This window comes from Treponema maltophilum ATCC 51939 (assembly GCF_000413055.1).
In the GTDB taxonomy this organism is placed as follows: domain Bacteria; phylum Spirochaetota; class Spirochaetia; order Treponematales; family Treponemataceae; genus Treponema_C; species Treponema_C maltophilum.
This window is the reverse complement of sequence record NZ_KE332518.1, coordinates 1,840,966-1,861,850: the sequence shown is the minus strand read 5'-3', so window position 1 is coordinate 1,861,850 and position 20,885 is coordinate 1,840,966. Positions and strand designations below refer to the sequence as shown.

At 45.6% G+C, this 20,885-nt stretch carries 18 protein-coding genes; 16 read left to right on the top strand and 2 right to left on the bottom strand.

Translation table 11 applies throughout. The features are described from left to right. Positions 1-15: 15 nt before the first annotated feature. From HMPREF9194_RS08490 to HMPREF9194_RS08445, 10 genes are all read left to right on the top strand, one after another. A complete protein-coding gene (locus HMPREF9194_RS08490) occupies positions 16-1,020 on the top strand; it encodes an ABC transporter permease (protein WP_016525961.1) in 1,005 nt (334 codons plus the stop codon). 40 nt (positions 1,021-1,060) lie between these two features. Next, entirely contained in the window at positions 1,061-2,074 is a 1,014-nt protein-coding gene (locus HMPREF9194_RS08485) for a Gfo/Idh/MocA family protein (protein WP_016525960.1), read from the top strand. Positions 2,075-2,109: 35 nt separating this feature from the next. Next, complete coding sequence (locus HMPREF9194_RS08480; protein WP_016525959.1) at positions 2,110-3,111, top strand: endonuclease/exonuclease/phosphatase family protein; 1,002 nt, start codon at positions 2,110-2,112, stop codon at positions 3,109-3,111. 78 nt (positions 3,112-3,189) lie between these two features. After that, positions 3,190-4,725, top strand: coding sequence for a sugar ABC transporter ATP-binding protein (locus tag HMPREF9194_RS08475; RefSeq protein ID WP_016525958.1), 1,536 nt, complete (start codon positions 3,190-3,192; stop codon positions 4,723-4,725). After that, positions 4,718-5,683 carry an ABC transporter permease gene (locus tag HMPREF9194_RS08470; RefSeq protein WP_016525957.1) on the top strand — a complete coding sequence of 322 codons (966 nt, stop codon included), beginning with the start codon at positions 4,718-4,720 and terminating at the stop codon, positions 5,681-5,683. Before HMPREF9194_RS08475 ends, HMPREF9194_RS08470 begins: the two co-directional genes overlap by 8 nt. 128 nt (positions 5,684-5,811) lie before the next feature. Further along, positions 5,812-6,693, top strand: a complete 882-nt coding sequence (locus HMPREF9194_RS08465) for an SH3 domain-containing protein (RefSeq protein ID WP_016525956.1) — start codon at positions 5,812-5,814, stop codon at positions 6,691-6,693. A 174-nt stretch (positions 6,694-6,867) separates the two neighbouring features. After that, positions 6,868-8,073, top strand: a complete 1,206-nt coding sequence (locus HMPREF9194_RS08460) for an ATP-binding protein (RefSeq protein WP_016525955.1) — start codon at positions 6,868-6,870, stop codon at positions 8,071-8,073. 27 nt (positions 8,074-8,100) lie between these two features. Continuing rightward, positions 8,101-8,949: a hypothetical protein gene (locus tag HMPREF9194_RS08455; RefSeq protein ID WP_016525954.1), complete on the top strand. Its 849-nt coding sequence runs from the start codon at positions 8,101-8,103 to the stop codon at positions 8,947-8,949. Between the two features lie 52 nt (positions 8,950-9,001). Further along, positions 9,002-9,829, top strand: coding sequence for a hypothetical protein (locus HMPREF9194_RS08450; RefSeq protein ID WP_016525953.1), 828 nt, complete (start codon positions 9,002-9,004; stop codon positions 9,827-9,829). 334 nt (positions 9,830-10,163) lie between these two features. After that, complete coding sequence (locus HMPREF9194_RS08445; protein WP_016525951.1) at positions 10,164-11,093, top strand: sugar ABC transporter substrate-binding protein; 930 nt, start codon at positions 10,164-10,166, stop codon at positions 11,091-11,093. A 12-nt stretch (positions 11,094-11,105) separates the two neighbouring features. Here the strand turns inward: HMPREF9194_RS08445 and HMPREF9194_RS08440 are convergent, their stop codons facing one another. Beyond that, on the bottom strand, positions 11,106-11,876 hold the full coding sequence (locus HMPREF9194_RS08440) for a DeoR/GlpR family DNA-binding transcription regulator (protein ID WP_016525950.1): 771 nt from the start codon (positions 11,874-11,876) through the stop codon (positions 11,106-11,108). Between the two features lie 239 nt (positions 11,877-12,115). Here HMPREF9194_RS08440 and HMPREF9194_RS08435 point away from each other — a divergent pair, with 239 nt between their 5' ends. The 6 genes from HMPREF9194_RS08435 to HMPREF9194_RS08410 are packed head-to-tail and all read left to right on the top strand — an operon-like array spanning position 12,116 to position 18,705. Beyond that, complete coding sequence (locus HMPREF9194_RS08435) at positions 12,116-13,144, top strand: type II glyceraldehyde-3-phosphate dehydrogenase (protein WP_016525949.1); 1,029 nt, start codon at positions 12,116-12,118, stop codon at positions 13,142-13,144. Positions 13,145-13,157: 13 nt separating this feature from the next. Next, positions 13,158-14,420: a phosphoglycerate kinase gene (locus HMPREF9194_RS08430; protein ID WP_016525948.1), complete on the top strand. Its 1,263-nt coding sequence runs from the start codon at positions 13,158-13,160 to the stop codon at positions 14,418-14,420. Positions 14,421-14,423: 3 nt separating this feature from the next. Next, positions 14,424-15,668, top strand: coding sequence for a nickel-dependent malate racemase, LarAH6 family (larAH6, locus tag HMPREF9194_RS08425; protein ID WP_016525947.1), 1,245 nt, complete (start codon positions 14,424-14,426; stop codon positions 15,666-15,668). 8 nt (positions 15,669-15,676) lie between these two features. Next, on the top strand, positions 15,677-16,858 hold the full coding sequence (locus HMPREF9194_RS08420) for an NAD(P)-dependent malic enzyme (RefSeq protein ID WP_016525946.1): 1,182 nt from the start codon (positions 15,677-15,679) through the stop codon (positions 16,856-16,858). A gap of 11 nt (positions 16,859-16,869) precedes the next feature. After that, complete coding sequence (locus tag HMPREF9194_RS08415; RefSeq protein ID WP_016525945.1) at positions 16,870-17,709, top strand: transketolase; 840 nt, start codon at positions 16,870-16,872, stop codon at positions 17,707-17,709. Between the two features lie 36 nt (positions 17,710-17,745). Beyond that, on the top strand, positions 17,746-18,705 hold the full coding sequence (locus HMPREF9194_RS08410) for a transketolase family protein (protein ID WP_016525944.1): 960 nt from the start codon (positions 17,746-17,748) through the stop codon (positions 18,703-18,705). A 77-nt stretch (positions 18,706-18,782) separates the two neighbouring features. Here HMPREF9194_RS08410 and HMPREF9194_RS08405 read toward each other — a convergent pair whose 3' ends face one another. Further along, the gene (locus tag HMPREF9194_RS08405; RefSeq protein WP_016525943.1) at positions 18,783-20,879 is read right to left on the bottom strand and encodes a hypothetical protein; all 2,097 of its coding nucleotides are present in this window, start codon (positions 20,877-20,879) and stop codon (positions 18,783-18,785) included. Positions 20,880-20,885: the final 6 nt, after the last annotated feature.

Genomic DNA, 20,885 nt, shown 5'->3' with positions numbered 1-20,885 from the left:
TAAATGGAGGAAATTATGGCAGATCTGATAAAAAGAAGCGGGCAATCGTTTTCGTTTCGCGCAATGCTGAAAAAATACGGTATATTGTTCGTATTGCTTTTAATGGTTATTGTTATAAGTATTTTTAAACCGGAATTTTTAACGAGCCGCAATATATTCAATATTTTAAATCAAACCGCTATTTTCGGCATAATGGCCATAGGCTTGACCTTTGTTATTATTTCACGGGGAATAGACTTATCGGTCGGTTCGATTTTAGCCTTTGCCGCCGTTGTTGCGGCAAGTGTATCGCAGCTTCCCGATTCTGTCGGGAAAATGTTCCCCGATCTTCCTATGCTGCCGTTCCCTGTTGCATTTTTTTCCGCTCTTATTTTGGGCGGTTTGTGCGGTGCAGTCAGCGGATTTTTAATCGCTAAATTTCAAATACATGCCTTTATTGCGACCTTGGGCATGATGACGGTTGCGCGCGGGTTTGCGCTGATTTTCAGTTCGGGTAAACCGATCAGCAATATAAATCCGTTTTTTAATGTTATCGGCGGACGCCTTTGGGGAGTTATTCCCGTTCCCGTTGTCATTTATGCGGCGGTTATCGCCGTATCGGCGGTAATCTTAAACTATACGCGTTTCGGAAAAAGTGTTTTTGCAATCGGCTCGAACAGCACTGCGGCGGAAATTTCCGGTATAAACGTTAAGCGCAATTACGTTATAATTTATATGATTTCCGGTCTTTTGGCAGGGCTCGCTTCGATTGTATTTTTGGGGCGTACGGGCAGCGCCCATCCGGGGGCTGCAACCGGTTACGAATTGACCGCCATTGCCGCAACTACAATCGGAGGAACCAGCCAAACCGGCGGTATCGGAACGATTTGGGGTGCCGTTGCCGGCGCTCTTATTTTGGGCGTTATCAAAAACGGCATGACTTTATTGGGCGTTCACGCATATTGGCAGCAAGTTGTCGAGGGTGTCATCATTGTCGCGGCCGTTGTTTTCGATATGCGTAAAAATGCGCGTAAAGCATAAGACAGCGCTTTTTCTTAATCTTTTAGTGTGGAGGGATGGCATGAAGAAAATCCGTATCGGTTCCGTCGGATTGGGACGGTTGGGGCTTCAGCATGCAAAAAATATCGCATCGAAAATCTCCGGTGCCGAATTAACCGCATTGTGCGATGTGGATGAAAAAAAGTTAAAAGAAACGGCCGAAGCACTGCGTGTTTCTCATACGTTTACGCGATTTGAAGATATGGCGCGTTGCTCCGACTTGGATGCGATTGTCATTGTGTCTTCATCGGCCTTTCATCCCGAGCACATAGAAATAGCGCTTGATAACGGTAAGCATGTTTTTTCGGAAAAGCCCTTGGGCATAAATATCGAAGGCTGCAAACGGGCGGAAAAAGCCGTTGAACGCCATCCTGATAAGGTATGCATGATAGGTTTTATGCGCCGCTTTGATCCTTCGTACCTGTATGTAAAAGAAAAAATCGATAACGGAGAAATCGGCCGGCCGATTTTAGTGCGTTGTTACAGTCAGGATCCCGAAAAATGCATCGACGGCGCAATCGCCTTTGCTCCCGACAGCGGCGGACAGTTTTTGGATATGGCGGTGCATGACATAGATTTGGCGCGTTGGTTTACGAAAAGCGAACCGGTAAGTGCATGGGCAATAGGCGGCTGCTATGCACACCCCGAATTTGCACAATACAGGGACGGCGATAACGTCGGTTGTCTTTTAAAATTTCAAAACGATACCATGTGCTTTTTGTTCGCCGGACGTACCGCTCCGCACGGATATAATGTCGAAACCGAGATTATCGGTACGAAAGGAATTCTGCGGGTTGCGTCGGTGCCGCAAAAAAATCTTGTCGAAATTTTGGATAACGGCGGTGTGCGGCGCGAATGCAGTCAAAACTTTTTGGAACGTTTTGAAAACGCCTATGTGCGCGAATTGGAAGAATTCGTTTCCTGTATTGTCGAACATAAAAAGCCTTCCGTAACGGTTTACGACGGAACGCGTACTCTTGAAATTGCCGAAGGCTGCCGCAATTCTTTCCAATCGGGTGAATTATATCGTTTTTGAATGTACGATACTGAAATATTTTAGGAGATGTGCCGATGTCGGAATATGCAACCTGTAGCGACCATAATACTTCAATTCCGCCCTTGGATGAAGTTATAATCCGTAATCAAACATCACAAACAGTCCTTTCCGGAGATACGCTTCGGGCTGCGGTTTTCAACATCGAAAGAGGCTTCGGCTTGGAGCCGCTTTTAATCTATTTAAAAGAACATCCGCTTTTAAAAACGGCGGATGTCATCCTTGCCAACGAACTTGACTGGGGCATGAAGCGCACGAAAAACCGGAATATCGCCGCCTTAATCGCCGAAGCGACGAATCTCAATTATGCGTACGGTATCGAGTTTGTCGCATTGGACGGTGAAAAATCGGGAAACAAAGAGGCCTTGCACGGCAATGCGGTCTTTTCGTGCTTTCCGATTTTAAAAGCCGGTTTGCTCCGCCTTCCGCGCGTGTTCGATTGGCGCGAAAGCGATCAGCCGCGCCTCGGCGGCAGGAACGCCGTTTTTGCCGTTGTCGAATTCGCCGGCAGGCAAATCGGCCTTTCGAGCGTTCACCTTGAAAACCGTACGGTGCCTTCGGGCCGCCTCACACAAATGGAATGTTTTTTAAACGGCGTAAACGATTTTTTCGGTTCCATGCCGGTTATTCTCGGCGGCGACATGAATACGAACTGCATGAACGGCGCGGATAACGCCGAAGCGCTTATGCTTGCGCAAAATCAAAGCGAACAGCGGCGCCGCATAAAAGAGGTCGAGTCGATAGAGCCGCTTTTACACTATGCGCAGGAACGCGGCTTCGATTATAAAGGCTGTAATCTCATCGATAAAACGACGCGCCGCAAACCGATTAAAGGCGAAAAAGATTTGCTTCTTAATTTGGATTGGTTTTTTATGCGCGGCTTTACCGCTTCGAATCCGCAGGTGGTCACCACCGTTTTTGACGAAAAAGCTCTGGGGCCGCTTTCGCGCTATGCCGAATGGCAGGGAACGCAAATCTCGGATCACGATGCGGTCGTCGCCGATTTTCAATTGGCGTAAAAGACTAAAAATCGTAATTGTTTTATTTTCGTCTTTGTATTACACTGGGGCTGTAGTATCATATAAAGTGAGTGGCGTATGGAAAAAAGCAAGCATCCGCTTTTGCAGATGAAAAACATATCGAAGTCGTTCGGCGGCGTGAACGTTTTGCACAACGTATCTTTCAGTGCGCAAAAAGGCGAACTGCATGCGCTTGTCGGTGAAAACGGGGCGGGAAAATCCACGCTTATGAAAATCCTCATGGGCGTGCATACCGCCGATACGGGCGAAATTCTTTTGGACGGAAAAGAGATTCAAATTAAAAATCCCGCGCACGCTTTGTCGGCGGGCATTTCCATGATTCATCAGGAACTGAATCCCGTATTCGATATGAACGTTGCCGAAAATATTTTTCTCGGCAGAGAACCGACAAAGTACGCCATTCCTTTTCCGCGCATTGCGGATAAAAAACTCATGCACGAAAAAGCGTCGCGCATTTTACAGGATATGAATACGGGCATCGATTCGCACGAATTGATGCGGAATTTAACCGTAGCGCAAATTCAGCTGGTCGAAATCATCAAAGCGATAACTTTTAACGCCGGCATTATTATTATGGATGAACCGACTTCGGCCATAACGAGCGCCGAAGCGGATATTTTGTTTAAGCAAATCGATTCGCTCAAAAAAGCCGGCACGGCGATTATTTATATTTCGCACAAGATGGATGAAATATTCCGTTTGGCCGACACAATCACCGTTTTGCGCGACGGCAAGCTCATTTGTTCGGATGTGGCGAGCGCATTTGACGAAAACTCGCTGATTACGGCTATGGTCGGCCGCGAAATTTCGGACATTTATCCTAAAGAAGCGTGCGAAAAGCGGAACATCGCTTTAAGCGTGTGCAACCTTACCGTCGGCAAAAAGGTAAAAAATGTCGGCTTCGATTTGTATCAGGGAGAAGTACTCGGCATTGCCGGTTTGGTCGGCGCGGGCCGAAGCGAAACCGTTGAAGCCGTGTTCGGCATGAGAAAGCGTTCTGCCGGCGAAATCCGTGTCGGCTCACAGATTGCCGATATCCGTTCTCCTTCGGATGCGCTTTCGCATAAAATCGCGCTGATTACGGAAGACAGAAAATTAACCGGCCTCAATTTAAAATTTTCGGTAAAAGAAAATATCAGCATCGTGTCGCTTAAAAAATTGTTTAAAAAAGGCATTATTTCGTCCCGACTCGAACGCAAAACCGCCTTGGATACGATTAAAAAACTGAAAATAAAAACGCATTCGGAGAATATGCTTACCTCGTCGTTGAGCGGCGGCAATCAGCAAAAAATCGTTGTGGGAAAATGGCTTTTAAATGATCCGGACATTATTATTTTGGACGAACCGACGCGCGGAATCGATGTCGGGGCGAAACACGATATGTATGTGATTATTTCGGAATTGGCAAAAGAAGGGAAGGCTGTTTTGGTTATTTCGTCGGAATTGCCCGAAATAATGGGAATAAGCGACCGGATTATCGTTATGAACGGCGGGTGCATTACCGGCGAGCTTAAGCGACCGGAATTTTCTCAGGAAAAAATCATGTATTTGGCTGCAAAAAAAGGAAATGTACAGGGGAGTTCAAATGAATAAAAAATGGTCTTCCGGTTTAACACGGAACATGAGGGAATTCGGTATTATAATCGCTTTTATTATAATTTTGGTCGCGTTGATGATTATTTCGCCGTCGGCCTTTGCTTCTCCGCGCAACTTGGTCGGCATTGTGCGCCAAGCCGCAATCAACGGTATTTTAGCTTGCGGTATGATGTTCGTTATTATTTCGAACGGCATCGATTTGTCGGTAGGTTCGACCGTCGCCCTTGCCGGTGTTATGGCGGCGCATTTTGCTCATCCGGATTCGTATCCGCTCATCTTTCCCGTTGTGCTTGCCGTCGTTATCGGTACTGCCGTCGGAATGATAAACGGTTTGGGAGTCGCTTACGGGAATATTCCGCCTTTTATTATTACGCTTGCGACGATGACTGCCGTGCGCGGAACCGCGTTAATCGCAAGCGGCGGTTCTCCCGTTTACGGCCTTTCGGATTCGTTTAAAAATATTTCATCCGGCACAATCGGCAACACGATTATTCCCGTCCTTGCCGTATACTTTATATGCGTGCTGTGTTTAAGCGGCTTTATTCTTACGAAAACGGTTTTCGGGCGCAGAATATATGCCATCGGCGGCAACGAAAGCGCGGCCGCGGTTTCCGGCATAAACGTAAAGCGCATGCGGCTCATCATCTATTCGATTTCAGGCGCCCTTGCGGGCTTTGCGGGTCTTTTGCTTGCGTCGCGCACGTATCAGGGTTCTCCTACCGCGGGACAAAGCTACGAACTGGACGCGATCGCCGCCGTCATTATCGGCGGAATCAGTATGTCCGGGGGAAGCGGCAAATGGTACGGAACGCTCATCGGCGCCCTGCTTTTAGCCGTCCTTGCAAACGGCCTCGACATTTTGAACGTGTCGTCCAATTATCAAATGATTATAAAGGGCTGCATTATTACGCTTGCCGTCTTAGTCGATATCAATTCGAAAAAGAAACAGGCATAAGGCTTGCGTCGCAACGCAAAACGGCAGTTTACGGAGAAATATAAGGGTATCAAATGATACTTTAATGAAAGTGGAATCATATAATAGAGAACTGATAAGGAATCCGTTTAATCACAGGGAGAAATAAGATGAAACAAATATTTTTTTATTGTATGTTTATATGTTCCGCATTTTTATATGCACAGGAAAGTTTGGAAAAAATTTTAAAAGACAATATTGTTATGCCGATAGAGTATTGCCGGGTTTTGAAAGCAGGCAATAGGGATGAAATATTAAAAATTAATCCGAAAATCAGCGAATATACGCCATACGATTTTGCATTTGAGAGGGATTCTGCATGGTATGAAAGAGGTACCTATAGATTGTTAGAATTAACGGTTTTCAAAGAGGAGAAAACAGAGTTAAGGTTTGGATCAAATATGGTCTTAGAGGTTATACAAATAAAGGATTCAAATAATTTTTTAGTTAAACAAACAGATTATTCAAAAAGAGTGTTCGAAAAATCTATTCCGCGAATTATTGATCTTGCAAAATTGGCAAGCGAAGAGCCTTTTTTTATTACGTTTCAACGAGACGGTGATTATTTACGCATAAGTTCAAAACAAAAAGATTATTATCAGGAGTATTTTTTTGCAACGGAATATACTTACGACCAAATATGTTCATTGATTTTTTACGATATTGTAGACCCCTCCCTCGTTACTTGGCCCCGCCACGCCGACGGTTCTTGCGACTACGAAACGGTGGTGCGGCTGCAATCCGGTAAAGGTTACCGCGCTTCCGACAATCTGCGCCTGCGCTCAAGCGGCAGTAAGGCAGGCAAGCACGTCGTAACAATCGGCAAGGGTACGCAGGTAAAAGTGCTGAGCATAGGTGCCGAACAAACCTTAGACGGTATTATAAGCAACTGGGTGCAAGTGGAAGTGCAGGCAGGCGCAAAAGACAGGGACGGGAAAGCTATAGCTGCGGGGACAACGGGCTGGCTCTTTGGCGGGTACTTGACAGAATGATATTTCGATTATAAACGAAACCATATATACATTTCTTTATTTTATCGACTATAATCGAAGTATCGCTTGATTTTTGTGTTTGTTTCGACTATAATCGAAGTATGTAAAATCGGATAAGTAATGTAGAAGCTGTCGTCCGAAAGGTCGCGCTTTTATGTTGTTGGAGGTTCTTTTATGGATCGTATTATCAGACCGAAGTACATAACGCAGATTGTGCAATTTGTCGACAAGCCGGTTATTAAAGTGTTGACCGGTATGAGGCGGGTCGGAAAGTCCACGCTTTTAACGATAATAAAAGACGAAGTTTTAAAAAACATACCCGACAAAAATAAAATACACCTCAATTTCGAGTCGGCCGAACTTTTCGATATAACTACCGCAAAGGCTTTGCGCGCTTATTTGCAGCCTATAATTCAAAAAACAAAAAAGAAACTATATTTTTTCTTCGACGAAATACAAATGGTTACCGGTTGGGAAAAAGTCGTCAACAGTCTCAGCGTGGACACAAATTGCGACATTTACATAACGGGATCGAACTCAACGCTTATTTCGGGTGATCTTGCAACACTGCTTTCGGGGCGGTATACGGCGTTTGAAATTTATCCGTTTACCTTCGGCGAATTTGTGCAGGTTTTTAAAAATAAAAAAATATCCGAAGAAGCGCTGTTCGATAAATTCCTGCAGATCGGCGGAATGCCTTTTTTGCGCTATTTCGATTTGGACGCTTCTCCCTGTTTTAAATATTTAAACGATGTGTATAATACCGTATTGGTTAAAGACGTTTTGCAGTACAACAATATTCGGGATGTCGACGGTTTTAACCGCATTTTATCGTATGTGCTTGAGAACATCGGGCACACCTTTTCGGCAAACGGCATTAAAAATTATTTTAAAAACGAAAAACGGAATATTTCAATCGATACGATTTTAAATTATTTGGAATATTGCAAAAACGCTTTTATCATTAAAAAAGTTCCGCGCTATGATATGGCGGGCAAAAAAATCCTCAAAGTGGACGAAAAATATTACGTAACCGATCACGGATTCCGGCAGGCGCAGGGATTTTCCAATACAAAGGATATCGAGCGGACGCTGGAAAATATCGTGTTTATCGAACTTTCGTCGAGGGGTTACGAAGTAAAAATCGGAAAATTGAAAGACAGGGAAATCGATTTTATCGCGCAAAAAAACGACCGGATTTTTTATTATCAGGTCGCCTATATGTTGACCGATGAAAAAACGCGAGAGCGGGAATTCGGGGTGTATAAATCGATTGAAGATAATTTTCCGAAATACGTGCTGTCCATGGATCGCGTCGATTTCGGCAGGGACGGAGTCATTCACAAAAACATCGTCGATTTTTTATCGGAGACGGTATAGAGAAAAGGGGATGCGGAAAGGAAGGTTATGAAAAAGAAGTTTTTATCAATAATTATTCTTTTCTTGTTATTTTTTATTGAAGCACAATCTTATAAAAAAGAAATTCAAGAATTGATGCATAGCGGCGAAACGCTGGAATATACGAGGCCTTTAAAAGTTAATAATCAATTTTCAAACTATTATTTTGCTTATTTTACTAGCAGACATTGGGATTATACTTATAAAAGAAAAGGAATTACTTGTCCGATAGTAGTGAGAGAAAATAATAAATTTAAGATTGTAAACTCGATCTATCCTGATAAATACTTTTCAGAAGTGGAAGAGCTTACAATAAAAAATGAAAAAATAATTAATACAGCGTTTTTTTATAATTATGAAAATTCAAACTTTTATAAACAGTTTAATTCATATAAATTAGATGATTGTTTGATTTTTATAGTAGATATCGATAATGATGGAAATGAAGAAATTCTAAACTTCGGGCAGGCAGAAATAAACTCATCCAGCGGATTCGTGATAAGAAAATATATAGATAATAAATGGAAACGCGTATTTTCTGAGCCTTTTTTCGGTTTTTATGATTGGAATCCATCTATATTAACAGGGGAGCCAAATAATGAATCCATGTTTGATGATGAATGGTTCACCCCCAAGCCTTTCCCCTACGATTTTGTAGAATATAAGGGAAAAGTTGGTCTTAGAATCATCAGCTATGATCGACCGAAAGACTGGCCGACGCATTATCATGCTCAATTTTGGGCGTATGATGAAGAAACGCAAAAATACGAAATGCTGGAAGAAATTTGGGAAGCGGAAGAATACACGCCGCCTGAGGGACTAATTTTTGTACCTCCTATAAAGAGTTTCTCCGATTAATGAAATCAACAAATCAAGGATATGTTGTGATGGTATCTAAGGGAAAAAAAACATGAAAAAAAAATTATTATTATTTATTCACTGCATAATAATGTTAGCATTATTTTCAGAAGAACCATTGAATAACGATATTTCATTTCTTAAGAAGATTTCCATTTCCGACTCAAAATATTCATTTTATATTAAAGAAGAGAAAAACCATTATTACATAATAAAAAAATATAATAATATTAGTATAAAAACAACAACTACTAATCATTTTTCTTTCTCTATTTACAAGCAATTAATTGATGATGAGACTGTTTTCAATTACTTAGATCATGATGAACCACTTTTTCTAAAAAAAACCATTTTTTTTTCAAATTATTTGAATTCGAATTTACAAAAACAGTTAGAAAAATCCAGACTTCGTAATACATCCGCTTTTATTTTTGATATTAATAATGATAATGAAGATGAAGTCATTTACTTTGGTTATCCGTATACGAGTTCTAATCCTAGTGGATTGAGTATATATAAGTATATCAATAATGAGTGGAAAGAAATCTTTAATGAATGTTATTTCGGTTGGGATGATTTCTATTCAGATAAAAACTACTCAGTAGAAGAATGGTACAATCCCAAGCCCTTTCCTTACGATTTCGTAGAATATAAAGGAAAGATTGGTCTAAGAATTATTTGTTATGATCGACCGAAAGACTGGCCGACGCATTATCATGCTCAGTTTTGGGCGTATGACGAAGAAACGCAAAAATACGAAATGTTGGAAGAAATCCGGGAAGCGAAAGAATACACGCCGCCCGACGGACTGATTTTTGCAGGGGCAAAAGAAGATTTATTTACGGCAAAAATATCATCGCAGGGAGAAAATTGCAAATGAAAAGGATGAAAATGCGCGGATTTAAAATAAAACTTTTTACAATCGTTTTTATATTTTTTGCGATTCCTCTTTTTGCAACGGACATTCGTCAGGTACATTATGTATACATGAATTGACAGATGAATATATTTTGAACTGGAGAAATCCGGGCGGCAATACAAACCATCCCTATTTGGTTCAACTTTTCTATGTCTCTTCGGATATTTAGATGAATAATATGATACATCTTGCTGTTGCTGTTGCAATACGAAATAATAATGTATATTATAATAAAAGCATGATGAAAAGCCCCACCGAAAGGCTGCGGCTTTTTATACATTTATCAGGAGGTTGTATGAAAAAAAGAGGAATTGCTGCGGCTTTTTGTCTCGCGCTCGCTTTACTTTTGCTGAGCGGCTGTCAAAAAAAGAAGGCTGCGGCCGACGGGTATGCGCTGTTTATGACGCATATGTCGAACGCTTTTACGATTGAATTGTCCGACGCGGTTAAAGAAGAAGCCGCGCGTCAAAACGTAACACTGACCGTAAACGACGCGGGGCAGGATGTTGCAAAACAAATCAGTCAAATCGAAACGACGATTAACAGAGGCGTTAAGGGCATCGTTATAGAACCCGTTTCGGTCGACGGAATTATGCCTGCGGTCGATGCCGCAAAAAAAGCCGGCGTAACCGTCGTTATCGTCAACCAGCAAATAGCCGACCCGTCCGCGGCCGACTGCTATGTGGGCGTTTCGAACGAAGACGGCGGCGAAATGGAAATGAACCTTGCGGTTAAGGACATTAACGGAAAGGGAAACATCGCCCTGCTTTTAGGCCCGATGGGTTCGGATGCGCAAATCGGCCGCTCGGCGGGTTATAAAAAAGCGCTTGCTTCCTATCCCGACATAAAAGTCGTGTTCGAAAGTTCCGCCGAATGGGACACCGCACGCGCATTGTCGATGGTTGAAAACTGGCTCCAAGCCGGAAAAGGCATCAGCGCGATTGTGTCGCAAAACGACGGTATGGCCATGGGCGCTTTAAAAGCCGTGCAGGATGCCGGATTGCAGGATAAAATTTTCGTTTACGGATTGGATGCGACTCCCGATGCGCTCGCTTCCGTAAAAGAAGGCGGTTTGCGCGCGACGGTATCGCAAAGTACGGCCGCTCAAGGACGCGAAGCTTTAAAAGCCTGTGTCGAAATTGCGAACGGCAAACAGCTTCCTGCCGAAATTCTGGTCGACTTTACGCTGATTACTTCCGAAAATATTTTGGACTTTGTAAAATAATTTTGCAAACGTTTATACGGCTTTTGTACCTTCGTACAAAAGCCGTATATTGTTGCGCTCGATAACGCGCAGATACTCTTCGCCCGGCTTCTTATCCGTAATCACCGCGTATAAATCTTCAAAATGAAAAAACGAAATCGTGGATGAGAAATCGAACTTCGATTGGTCGGCCATCAAAATAATCTTTTTGCTGCACTGCATAACCTTGCGTTTTATTTCGGCTTCAAAATACGTTGTGTTTGTAAGACCGTGTTCAATGGAAACGCCGGTAGCCGCAATGAACACCTTGTTTATGCTGATTTTCGATAAAGCTTCAACGGTCGAAATTCCCACATACGAAGAAGTCGATTGATTGTACATACCGCCGAGCGCAATCACTTTTAACGACGGATACTTGGACGCTTCGTACATTGCCGTTAAACTGTGCGTTACGACAATAACGTTGTTTTTTTGCGCAATGCCGGGCAAAATATACGGCGTCGTGGAACCGGAATCCAAAAAGATCGAATCGCCGTCTTCAACAAAATCGGAGGCCATACGGCCGATCATCATTTTGGCTTCTTTGTTTTTTGCCGCCCGTATCGACATGGGCAGGGGAGCCGCTTCGTGCAAAGACGAAACGCCGCCGTACACTTTTTTTATTTGCCCGCGCGAGATCAATTCATTCAAATCTCTGCGGATCGTATTTATCGAAACACCGAAGCGTTCGGCCAAATCTTCCAAAGAAACCGTGCCCTTGTTAAGCACATATTCTTCAAGCGAATTCAATCGTTCCAAGCGCATAGCACATCCGTCCGTCAAGTAGTTTTGCCGAATGCCGGTTTTATCCGTCCGTTCGCAAACCGCCGCATTCTTTTATATTATATAACAGTTATATAATAACATCAGTATTTTGAGTTGTAAAGGTTCTTGTCGGAAAAGTGTTTTATTAATAAAAATATTGCAAAAATTTAACCAGTATGTTATAATAAATTGATAAATAATTATTCAGACTGACTGTTTTTTAGTAAAGGAGTGATAAAATGGAAAAAAAGATTAAAGTAGGTGTTGCCGGTTACGGTACTATCGGGCAGCGTTTGGCCGACGGTGTGCATTTGCAAAAGGATATGGAATTGGTCGGGGTTGCCGATTTGGCGCCCACGCTGTCCATCAGAGCGTTAAAAGAACGCGGAATGCCGTACGACCTTTATTTGGTGGACGGGGCCGACAAAAGCCGTTTCGATGCGCTTTCCATTCCCGTAAAAGGTACTTTTAAAGATTTAATCGGCAAGGTTGACATTATGCTCGATTCCGCACCCGGCGGCGTCGGCATTAAAAATAAAGAATTGTACGATAAAGCGGGCATAAAAGCCGTTTTCCAGGGCGGTGAAAAGAATTCGGTTGCCGACGTCTTTTTTCACGGTTATGCAAACTATAAGCTCGGAGTCGGCAAGCGCTACTTAAAGTTGACCAGCTGCAATACGACCGGCCTTATCCGCGCCGTCGATTGCCTTGACCGGGCATACGGCATAGAACGGGTCGCCATTACGATTATCCGGCGCGTAGCCGATCCGGGCGACTATCACCGGGGGTTAACGAACGCGTTGCAAATCGATAAAGCGCCTTCGCACCAAGCGGTCGACTTGATGACCATTATGCCGCACATTCAGGCGACGGGTATTTTGGTTCATACGCCCGTTACGCACGGCCACATCATTACGGTTGTCGCGACAGGAAAGAAAAAGATAACCAAAGAACAGGCGCTCGAAGCATTCCGCAAGCACCCGCGCATCCGCGTCGTTTCGATCGATGAAGGATTTTTAGGCAACGCGTCGCTGTTCAAATATGCGCGCGACTTGGGCAACCCGCGCGGCGATATGTATGAAATCGGTTTGTGGGAAGACAGCATTGTGGAAAGCGGCAACGATATTATGTTTGCAATCAATATTCCGCAGGAAAGCGTTACGATTCCCGAAACGATGGATGCGATCCGTGCCGCATGCAAAATGCAGGAAGACGGTGCAAAAGGCACGGCCCAAACGAACAAGTATTTGCGCATCGGCCGCAAATAAAACGGGAGAACATATGCGCTTCGGTATACATACGCTTGATGATTTTGACTTAAAAGGCAAAACCGTTTTATGCCGCATGGACATGAATCAGCCCGTCGACAAAGAAACGGGTACTTTAAAAAGCACTGCGCGCATAGAAGCGTGCATTCCCACTCTTAAAGAATTGTCCGAAAAGGGCGCAAAAACGGTTGTGCTGATTCATCAAGGCAGCGACATCGAATATAAGAATTTTTATACGGCGGAACCGCACGCACAGGTATTAAGAGATTTATCGGGGCTCCCGATCGATTTTATTCCCGATGTGTGCGGGCCGGCCGCTTTGGAAAAAATCCGCGCCCTTAAAGCCGGAAGCATTTTACTTTTGGACAATGTGCGTTTTTTGTCGGAAGAGCAAACGCTTTTTGAATTAAAACTGTGTTTAACCCATGAGCAGCAGGCGCAAACCCTGCTTGTGCGCAAATTGGCGCCGCTTGCCGATATCTACGTGTGCGATGCCTTTGCGGCGGCACACCGCGACCAGCCGTCTTTGTGCGGCTTCGAGCAAGTGCTGCCTTCGGCGATGGGACGCTTATTCGAAAAAGAATACTGCGTTATTTCCGAATTGCTGCAAAGTCCCGAAAAACCCTGTACCTTCGTATTGGGCGGAGCGAAGATTGCCGACGCGTTTTTAATGATGGAAAGCGTGCTTGAAAAAAAAGTGCCCGACCGCATATTGACCGGCGGCTTGGTTGCCAACATTATGCTTGCCGCCCGCGGAGATTCAATCGGTAAGGCGAGTATGGACTTTATCGAAAAATCGAACTACGGCGAATTCATACCGAAGGCGGCCGCCTTGTACAAAAAATATCGGGACTTTTTTGTGCTGCCTGTCGATGCGGCTTATACGGAAAACGGCAAACGCAAAGAAAGCGCGGCAGGTTCCATTCCCGACTCGGCGGCGATTACCGATATCGGCGCAAAGACCGCCGAATTGTACCAAAAAATCATACGCGAATCGAAAACGGTATTCGTAAACGGGCCGATGGGCGTGTTTGAAGAAAGCGAAACCGAAAAAGGCACAAAGGCCGTGTGGGACGCCCTCGGGGACACAAAGGCTTTTACCGTTGTCGGCGGCGGCGACAGCATTACCGCTACGACAAAATACGGCAAAACGGACGATATTTCGTATATCTGTACGGGCGGCGGCGCTTTAATACGGTTTTTAACGGGCGAAGAACTGCCGGTTGTCAAAGCGCTTCGCGAAGCGGCGGTAAAGTTCCCCGCATCCGCAAGGTGAATTATGAAAATTGAATTGGGTTTCGGCGATACAACGCAGATTCTGAACATTCCGGATGAAAACCTTTCGGAAGTGTTGGTACCGAATAATATCGAACATAGGATGAGCGCCGATGAAGCCGTAAAAAACGCGCTGGAACATCCTATTGCTTCCGCCCGTCTGCGCGACATTGTAAAGCCGGGCGAAAAAATCGCAATCATTACGAGCGATATAACCCGTCCCATGCCGACCTATGCCGTTATGCCTTTTTTACTCGACGAATTGTCGAGCGCGGGCGTAAGCGATAAAAACATAACGCTTGTGTTCGCGCTGGGAAGTCACCGCAAGCACAGCGATGCGGAAAAAATCAAACTTGCGGGCGAAGAAACGTTCCGGCGCATCGCGTGCGTCGACGGCGACACGGCCGATTGCGTTCATTTGGGAGTTACTTCGCGCGGAACGCCCGTCGATATTGTGCGCTGCGTTGCCGAAGCCGACCGTCGCATTTGTTTGGGCAACATAGAGTATCACTATTTTGCCGGCTATTCCGGCGGCGCAAAGGCGATTATGCCCGGCGTATCTACGCGCGATGCGATTCAGTCAAACCACCGCATGATGATCGAAAAAGAAGCGTGCGCCGGCAACTTGGACACCAATCCCCTCCGACAGGACATAGAAGAAGCGGCCCGCATGTGCGGCATCGACTTTATATTGAACGTTGTACTCGACGAACATAAAAAAATAATATATGCTGTAGCCGGCGATTCGGTAAAAGCGCATCGGCAGGGCTGCCGCTTTTTGGATACCCTGTACGGAAAGCGCATAAAACAAAAGGCCGACATCGTCGTTGTGTCGCAGGGCGGCGCGCCCAAAGACTTGAATTTGTACCAAACGCAAAAGGCTTTGGACAACGCAAAACATGCGGTAAAAGACGGCGGAATTATCGTGCTCGTCGGTTCATGCAAAGAAGGCTTGGGTGAAAAAGTTTTTGAAGAATGGATGACCGGTGCCGAAAAAAGCGCCGACCTTATTGCACGCATAAAAAAAGAATTCAGGCTGGGAGGCCACAAGGCTGCCGCCATCGCCCTCGTGCTTGAATATGCGGATATCTATTTGGTGTCCGACATGGAAGATGCGTTTGTAAAAAAATTGTTTTTTACGCCGTTCAAAACGGTGCAGGACGCCTTTAACGCGGCGCTCGAAAAAAAAGGAAAAAACGCTTCCGTATTGGTTATGCCTTACGGCGGCTCGACATTACCGAAATTATAGGAGGAATTATGGATTACGCACAGGAATCATTGCGCCGCCACGCACAGTGGAAGGGAAAGATTGAAATTACGGTAAAAGTTCCGGTCGGGACAAAAGAAGATTTGTCTTTGGCATATACGCCGGGAGTCGCTCAGCCTTGTTTGGAAATTCAAAAAGACGTAAACAAAAGCTACGATTTGACTCTTCGCCACAATTTGTGCCTCGTTGTAACCGACGGCACGGCCGTTTTGGGATTGGGTGATATCGGCCCCGAAGCCGGAATGCCCGTTATGGAAGGAAAGTGCGTTTTGTTTAAAGCTTTCGGCGGAGTGGACGCTTTTCCCTTATGCATAAAGAGCAAAGACGTCGACGAAATCGTCAATACGATTTATTTGATATCCGGCAGTTTCGGCGGCGTAAACTTGGAAGATATTGCGGCTCCGCGCTGTTTTGAAATCGAACGCAAATTAAAAGAAAAGTGCGACATCCCCATCTTCCACGACGACCAGCACGGCACCGCGGTCGTTACGCTTGCGGGTCTTTTAAACGCGATTAAGCTCGTCGGCAAAAAGAAAGAAAATGTGCGCATCGTTATAAACGGAGCCGGAGCCGCCGCCATATCGATAACAAAGTTGCTCCTTTCCTGCGGTTTTCCCAACGTTATTTTGTGCGACCGCCGCGGCGCCATTTACGAAGGACGCACCGACGGCATGAACTGGATAAAAGACGAAATGGCGAAAATCACCAATAAAGAAAAAAAGCACGGAACGCTTGCCGACGTTCTTGTCGGCGCCGACGTGTTTATCGGAGTCAGCGCTCCGGGCACTCTTACGGTAGACATGGTAAAAACGATGAATAAGGACGCGATCGTGTTTGCATGTGCGAACCCCGTTCCCGAAATTTTCCCCGACGATGCCAAAAAAGGCGGAGCCGCCGTCGTTGCAACCGGCCGCAGCGATTTCCCGAATCAAATCAACAACGTACTGGCCTTCCCCGGAATATTCCGCGGAACCTTCGACGTGCGCGCAAGCGACATCAACGACGAAATGAAAATTGCGGCCTCCTATGCTTTGGCTTCGCTCATTTCCGACAAAGAATTGAATCCCGACTATATTATTGCGGCGGCTTTCGATAAGCGCGTTGCCGATACCGTTGCTGCCGCCGTACGCGAAGCGGCTAAAAAAAGCGGTGTGGCGCGGATTAAAAATTGAGGAATTTCGGTATGCTTGATAAAAAACAAACGGAAAAACTGAAAAAATTCGCTTTGCAGATCCGCATAGGCGCAATAGAAGAATTTAAAGCGCGCGGCTTCGGCCATGTCGGCGGTTCGCTGAGCATCGCCGACGTGCTTGCGGTTTTGTACGGACAGGTTATGAATGTCGATCCTGCACAGCCGGCAAAGCCCGACCGGGATAAATTGGTGTGCTCGAAAGGGCATGCGGGGCCTGCCGTCTATGCCGCACTCGCTTTAAAAGGCTTTTTCCCGTACGAGGACTTGAAAACGCTCAATCAGCCTAAAACGAATTTGCCGAGCCACTGCGACCGCAAAAAAACCCCCGGCGTCGATATGACAACGGGCTCGTTGGGGCAGGGCACTTCTCTTGCAGCCGGCATGGCGCTCGGCGACAAGCTGAAGGGCCGCAAAAACAGAGTGTTTTTAATTGTCGGCGACGGCGAAAGCAACGAAGGTCAAGTATGGGAAGCGGCAATGTTCACCGCCGCAAAAAAACTTACCAATTTGGTATGGCTTATCGACTACAACAAAAAGCAGCTCGACGGCTTTACCGACGATGTGTTTCCGAATCCCGACTTGCTTGCAAAATTCAAAGCTTTCGGTTTTGATGCGGTGCAGATAAACGGCCACGATATCGGAGCCTTGTACGATGCGCTTACAAAAAAAGCGGGCGACAAACCGATAGCCGTTATTTTGGATACGGTTAAGGGCAAGGGAATAAAAGAAGCCGAAGAAGCCGCATCGAATCACAGCATGACGATGAACGCCGAAACGTACGACCGCTGGCTTGCGCAGCTGCACGATGAATTGGCTGCTTTTGCCGATTGACGAAGCATTGAATCAGATATTTTTACGGAGCAATATATGAACATTGTATATAACGGAGAACAGGACAGAGCGTTTAAAGATGTGCTGAGTAAGCTGATTCCGCATTTGGCCGAAGAAGATAAGGACGTCATTTATCTTGACGCCGATTTGATGAATACGATCGGAACGGCAAAGTGGGCGGCCGAACATCCGGAACGCGCGGTAAACTGCGGCATTGCCGAAGCCAATATGGCCGGCGTCGCATCGGGTTTATCGGCCGCAGGCTTTAAGCCGATTATGCATACTTTCGGGCCTTTTGCATCGCGCCGCTGTTTCGATCAAATCTTTTTGTCGGGCGCTTATGCCGGTAATTCGGTAACCGTTATCGGCACCGATCCGGGCGTATGCGCAACCTTTAACGGCGGCACTCACATGCCCTTTGAAGATATGGCGCTGTACCGGAGCATTCCCGGCAGTATGGTTTTCGACATTACGGACGCTTCCATGCTCGAAAGCGTGGTTGAACAGTGCAAAGACATTCACGGTATCAAGTACCTGCGCGTGGGAAGAAAAACATCCCCGAAAGTGTACGCCGATAAGCAAAAATTCCCGCTGGGAAAGGGCATCGTGCTTCGCGAAGGAACGGACATTACCCTCGTTTCCTGCGGTATAATGACCGCAAAGGCGCTGCAGGCTGCCGATATGCTTGCAAAGGAAAACATCTCGGCTGCCGTTATCGATATGTTTACGGTAAAGCCCCTCGATGCGGATTTGCTGGTTTCTTATGCGAAAAAGACGGGTGCCGTGCTTACCGCCGAAAACCACAACAAAATAGGCGGCTTGTACAGTGCCTGTGCGGATGCGCTTTCCAACAAGTGTCCCGTTCCGGTCGGCTATGTTGCGGTCGAAGACGAATTCGGCGAAGTAGGCCCGCAGGATTATTTGGAAGAACGCTTCGGCCTTACGTCGGCGCACATTGTGCAAACGGCGCGCGAAACCCTCAAGCGAAAAAAATAAAGCGGTAAAAGCACCGCAAAAATTAAAAGCCGCAAAGACAAGCTTTGCGGCTTTTTTTGACTTTACAAGCCGGCGAATTAAGATAGCCCCTTTTCGGGGAATTCCGCTTTTATGCTTAAATACGCGCCGAGCGTTAAAACGGGAACCCATGCAATGCATACGTCAAAAAAACCTTTTTGCCGATCGGCGCGGTCAAAGTAATCCCATGCCGTGTGGTTTATCTGTTCGGGCTGCCAGCCGGTAAATTCGGGCCCCTTTCCCAAAGGCGTTTTTTCGCATGAAATAAGTTGACGGCAGGCATTCATCATAAGGCGTGCGCTTGCATCGTAGAATGTACCGTCCGTTTCGCCTAAAATCTTTGCCAGCCGGAAAAAATCCCGCGCGATGTACATGCCGTAAAAATCGAGATGATGGTGCGCCGTTGAAACCGCTGTCATTCCGGCGGTTAGAAATTTCGCTTTTCCCAAAGGACTTGAAGGCAAAAAAGGAACGTCATAAAACCACGTCCATGTAAGTATAAAATGTGCGGCTTTTCGGGCGTTTTGCACATATTCTTTTTTGCCCGTATATTCGTATAAATCGAGGCTCATGCGCAAAAGGATAACCGCCGATTCTTTATCGCAGGCGTCGGCATCCAGCGTATCGCCGTAAAAATCGGCGTTTTCAATCAACGAACCGTAATATACGGCAGCCCGCGCAATCGCTTTGTCGATCGGCTCTTTCTCCGCCGAATCGCAATAGGGTACAAGCGCTATGAGCAGACACACAATATACGCACCGTTCGTTCCGTCTTTATTTACGACTTTTCCGCTTGCGGTCCACCACCGTCCGAAGCTGCCGTTTTTTAACTGACATTTGAGATAAAAAAAAGCGACGCGTTTTGCAAGCAGTATAAAATCTTCGCGTTTAACACCGCGCTTTAAAAGGCTTTCATACAACCGAAGATAGGCGAGCATCGCTTCCCCGTTGCAGCGGGCGTTTACCGAAGTGCCGTACGTTTTGTCTTCGGCAATACCCAAATAGCCGCCCCATTCGCCCGTTTTTAAATTGCGGTTGTCCCTGAAAATACCCGACATCGGCGGATTTTCCGCTTGTAAAAAAAAGGTGCCGATTTTTTCGGCTAAAGCGGGATTTCCGCTTTCCGAAAAAACAAAGGCGGCTTCTATGCTTTTTATTAAAAAGGAAGCTCCCGTAAATTCGTACACATCCTGAATGTCGCCGTTTCCCTTTCCCATTTTTATATACGCTTCGCACGGCCCCTTCTTTTCCGATAAAAAAAGCAAGTGCCGCTTTTTTAATTCAAACCACAAGGGCCAATCGAAAAAAGTTGCGGTTTTTTGTGCGAAAAATTTCTTCCGTGCGTATCCGGTATAAATTTGAATAAAGGCGCAATATGCATCGAAAACTTTGTTGTAATCGATGAAGCAATCGTCGTGTTTTGTGCCTGCCGTTTTTAACTCGGCGGTATTTGCGCCGGCTGTTTCGGCTTCGAAGTCGGCAAAATATATGAACCGGCTGCGTTTTATAACATAGGGCTTTTTTTCGGAACATTCGGGAATTTCCTCATAGCATTTTTCCCGCGCGGGAAAAACGGTTCGGGTTTTACCCTGATACGAAAAAGGAGCTTCCCGGCCGGGAAAATAAAAAGCGTATACGGCCTGTTTGCCTTTTATAAAAGAACTTACGAGGGCGCTTTTATATTTAAATTGTTTTAAAGGTTTATCCAGGCAGCACATGATAACCCGATTTTTTTCGGCAAGCACCGTACAGCCGGGAAGCGGCGTGCGGTCTTCATACAATACGAATTTTTGTTCAATACCGCCTTTAAAAAAACGTCCCGCCCCTTTTTCGTTTTTTTTAAAAAGCACCGAAGGAATAAAAAGTTCCGGCTCTTCGGCGGGAAAAGAAATAAAGCTCGATATATTCTTTTTGCCGCCCGAAGTAAAGATCCACGTATCGTCTATTTTAAAATAAGCGTCGCCGATGCGGTTTACGGCGGTTGATTGTACGCAGCCGGGAAAAAAAGTTTGAGCCGTATTGCCGCATAGCGCCGTTCCGGTACTTTTCCCCGCATACCCGGGAGAAGCGACGATATTTTTAATGTCGAATTTTTTTTTGCCGTCGGCATATACGCGTAAAGTTCCGGTTCCGGATTCCGTAATTTTAATTTCCATAGGATG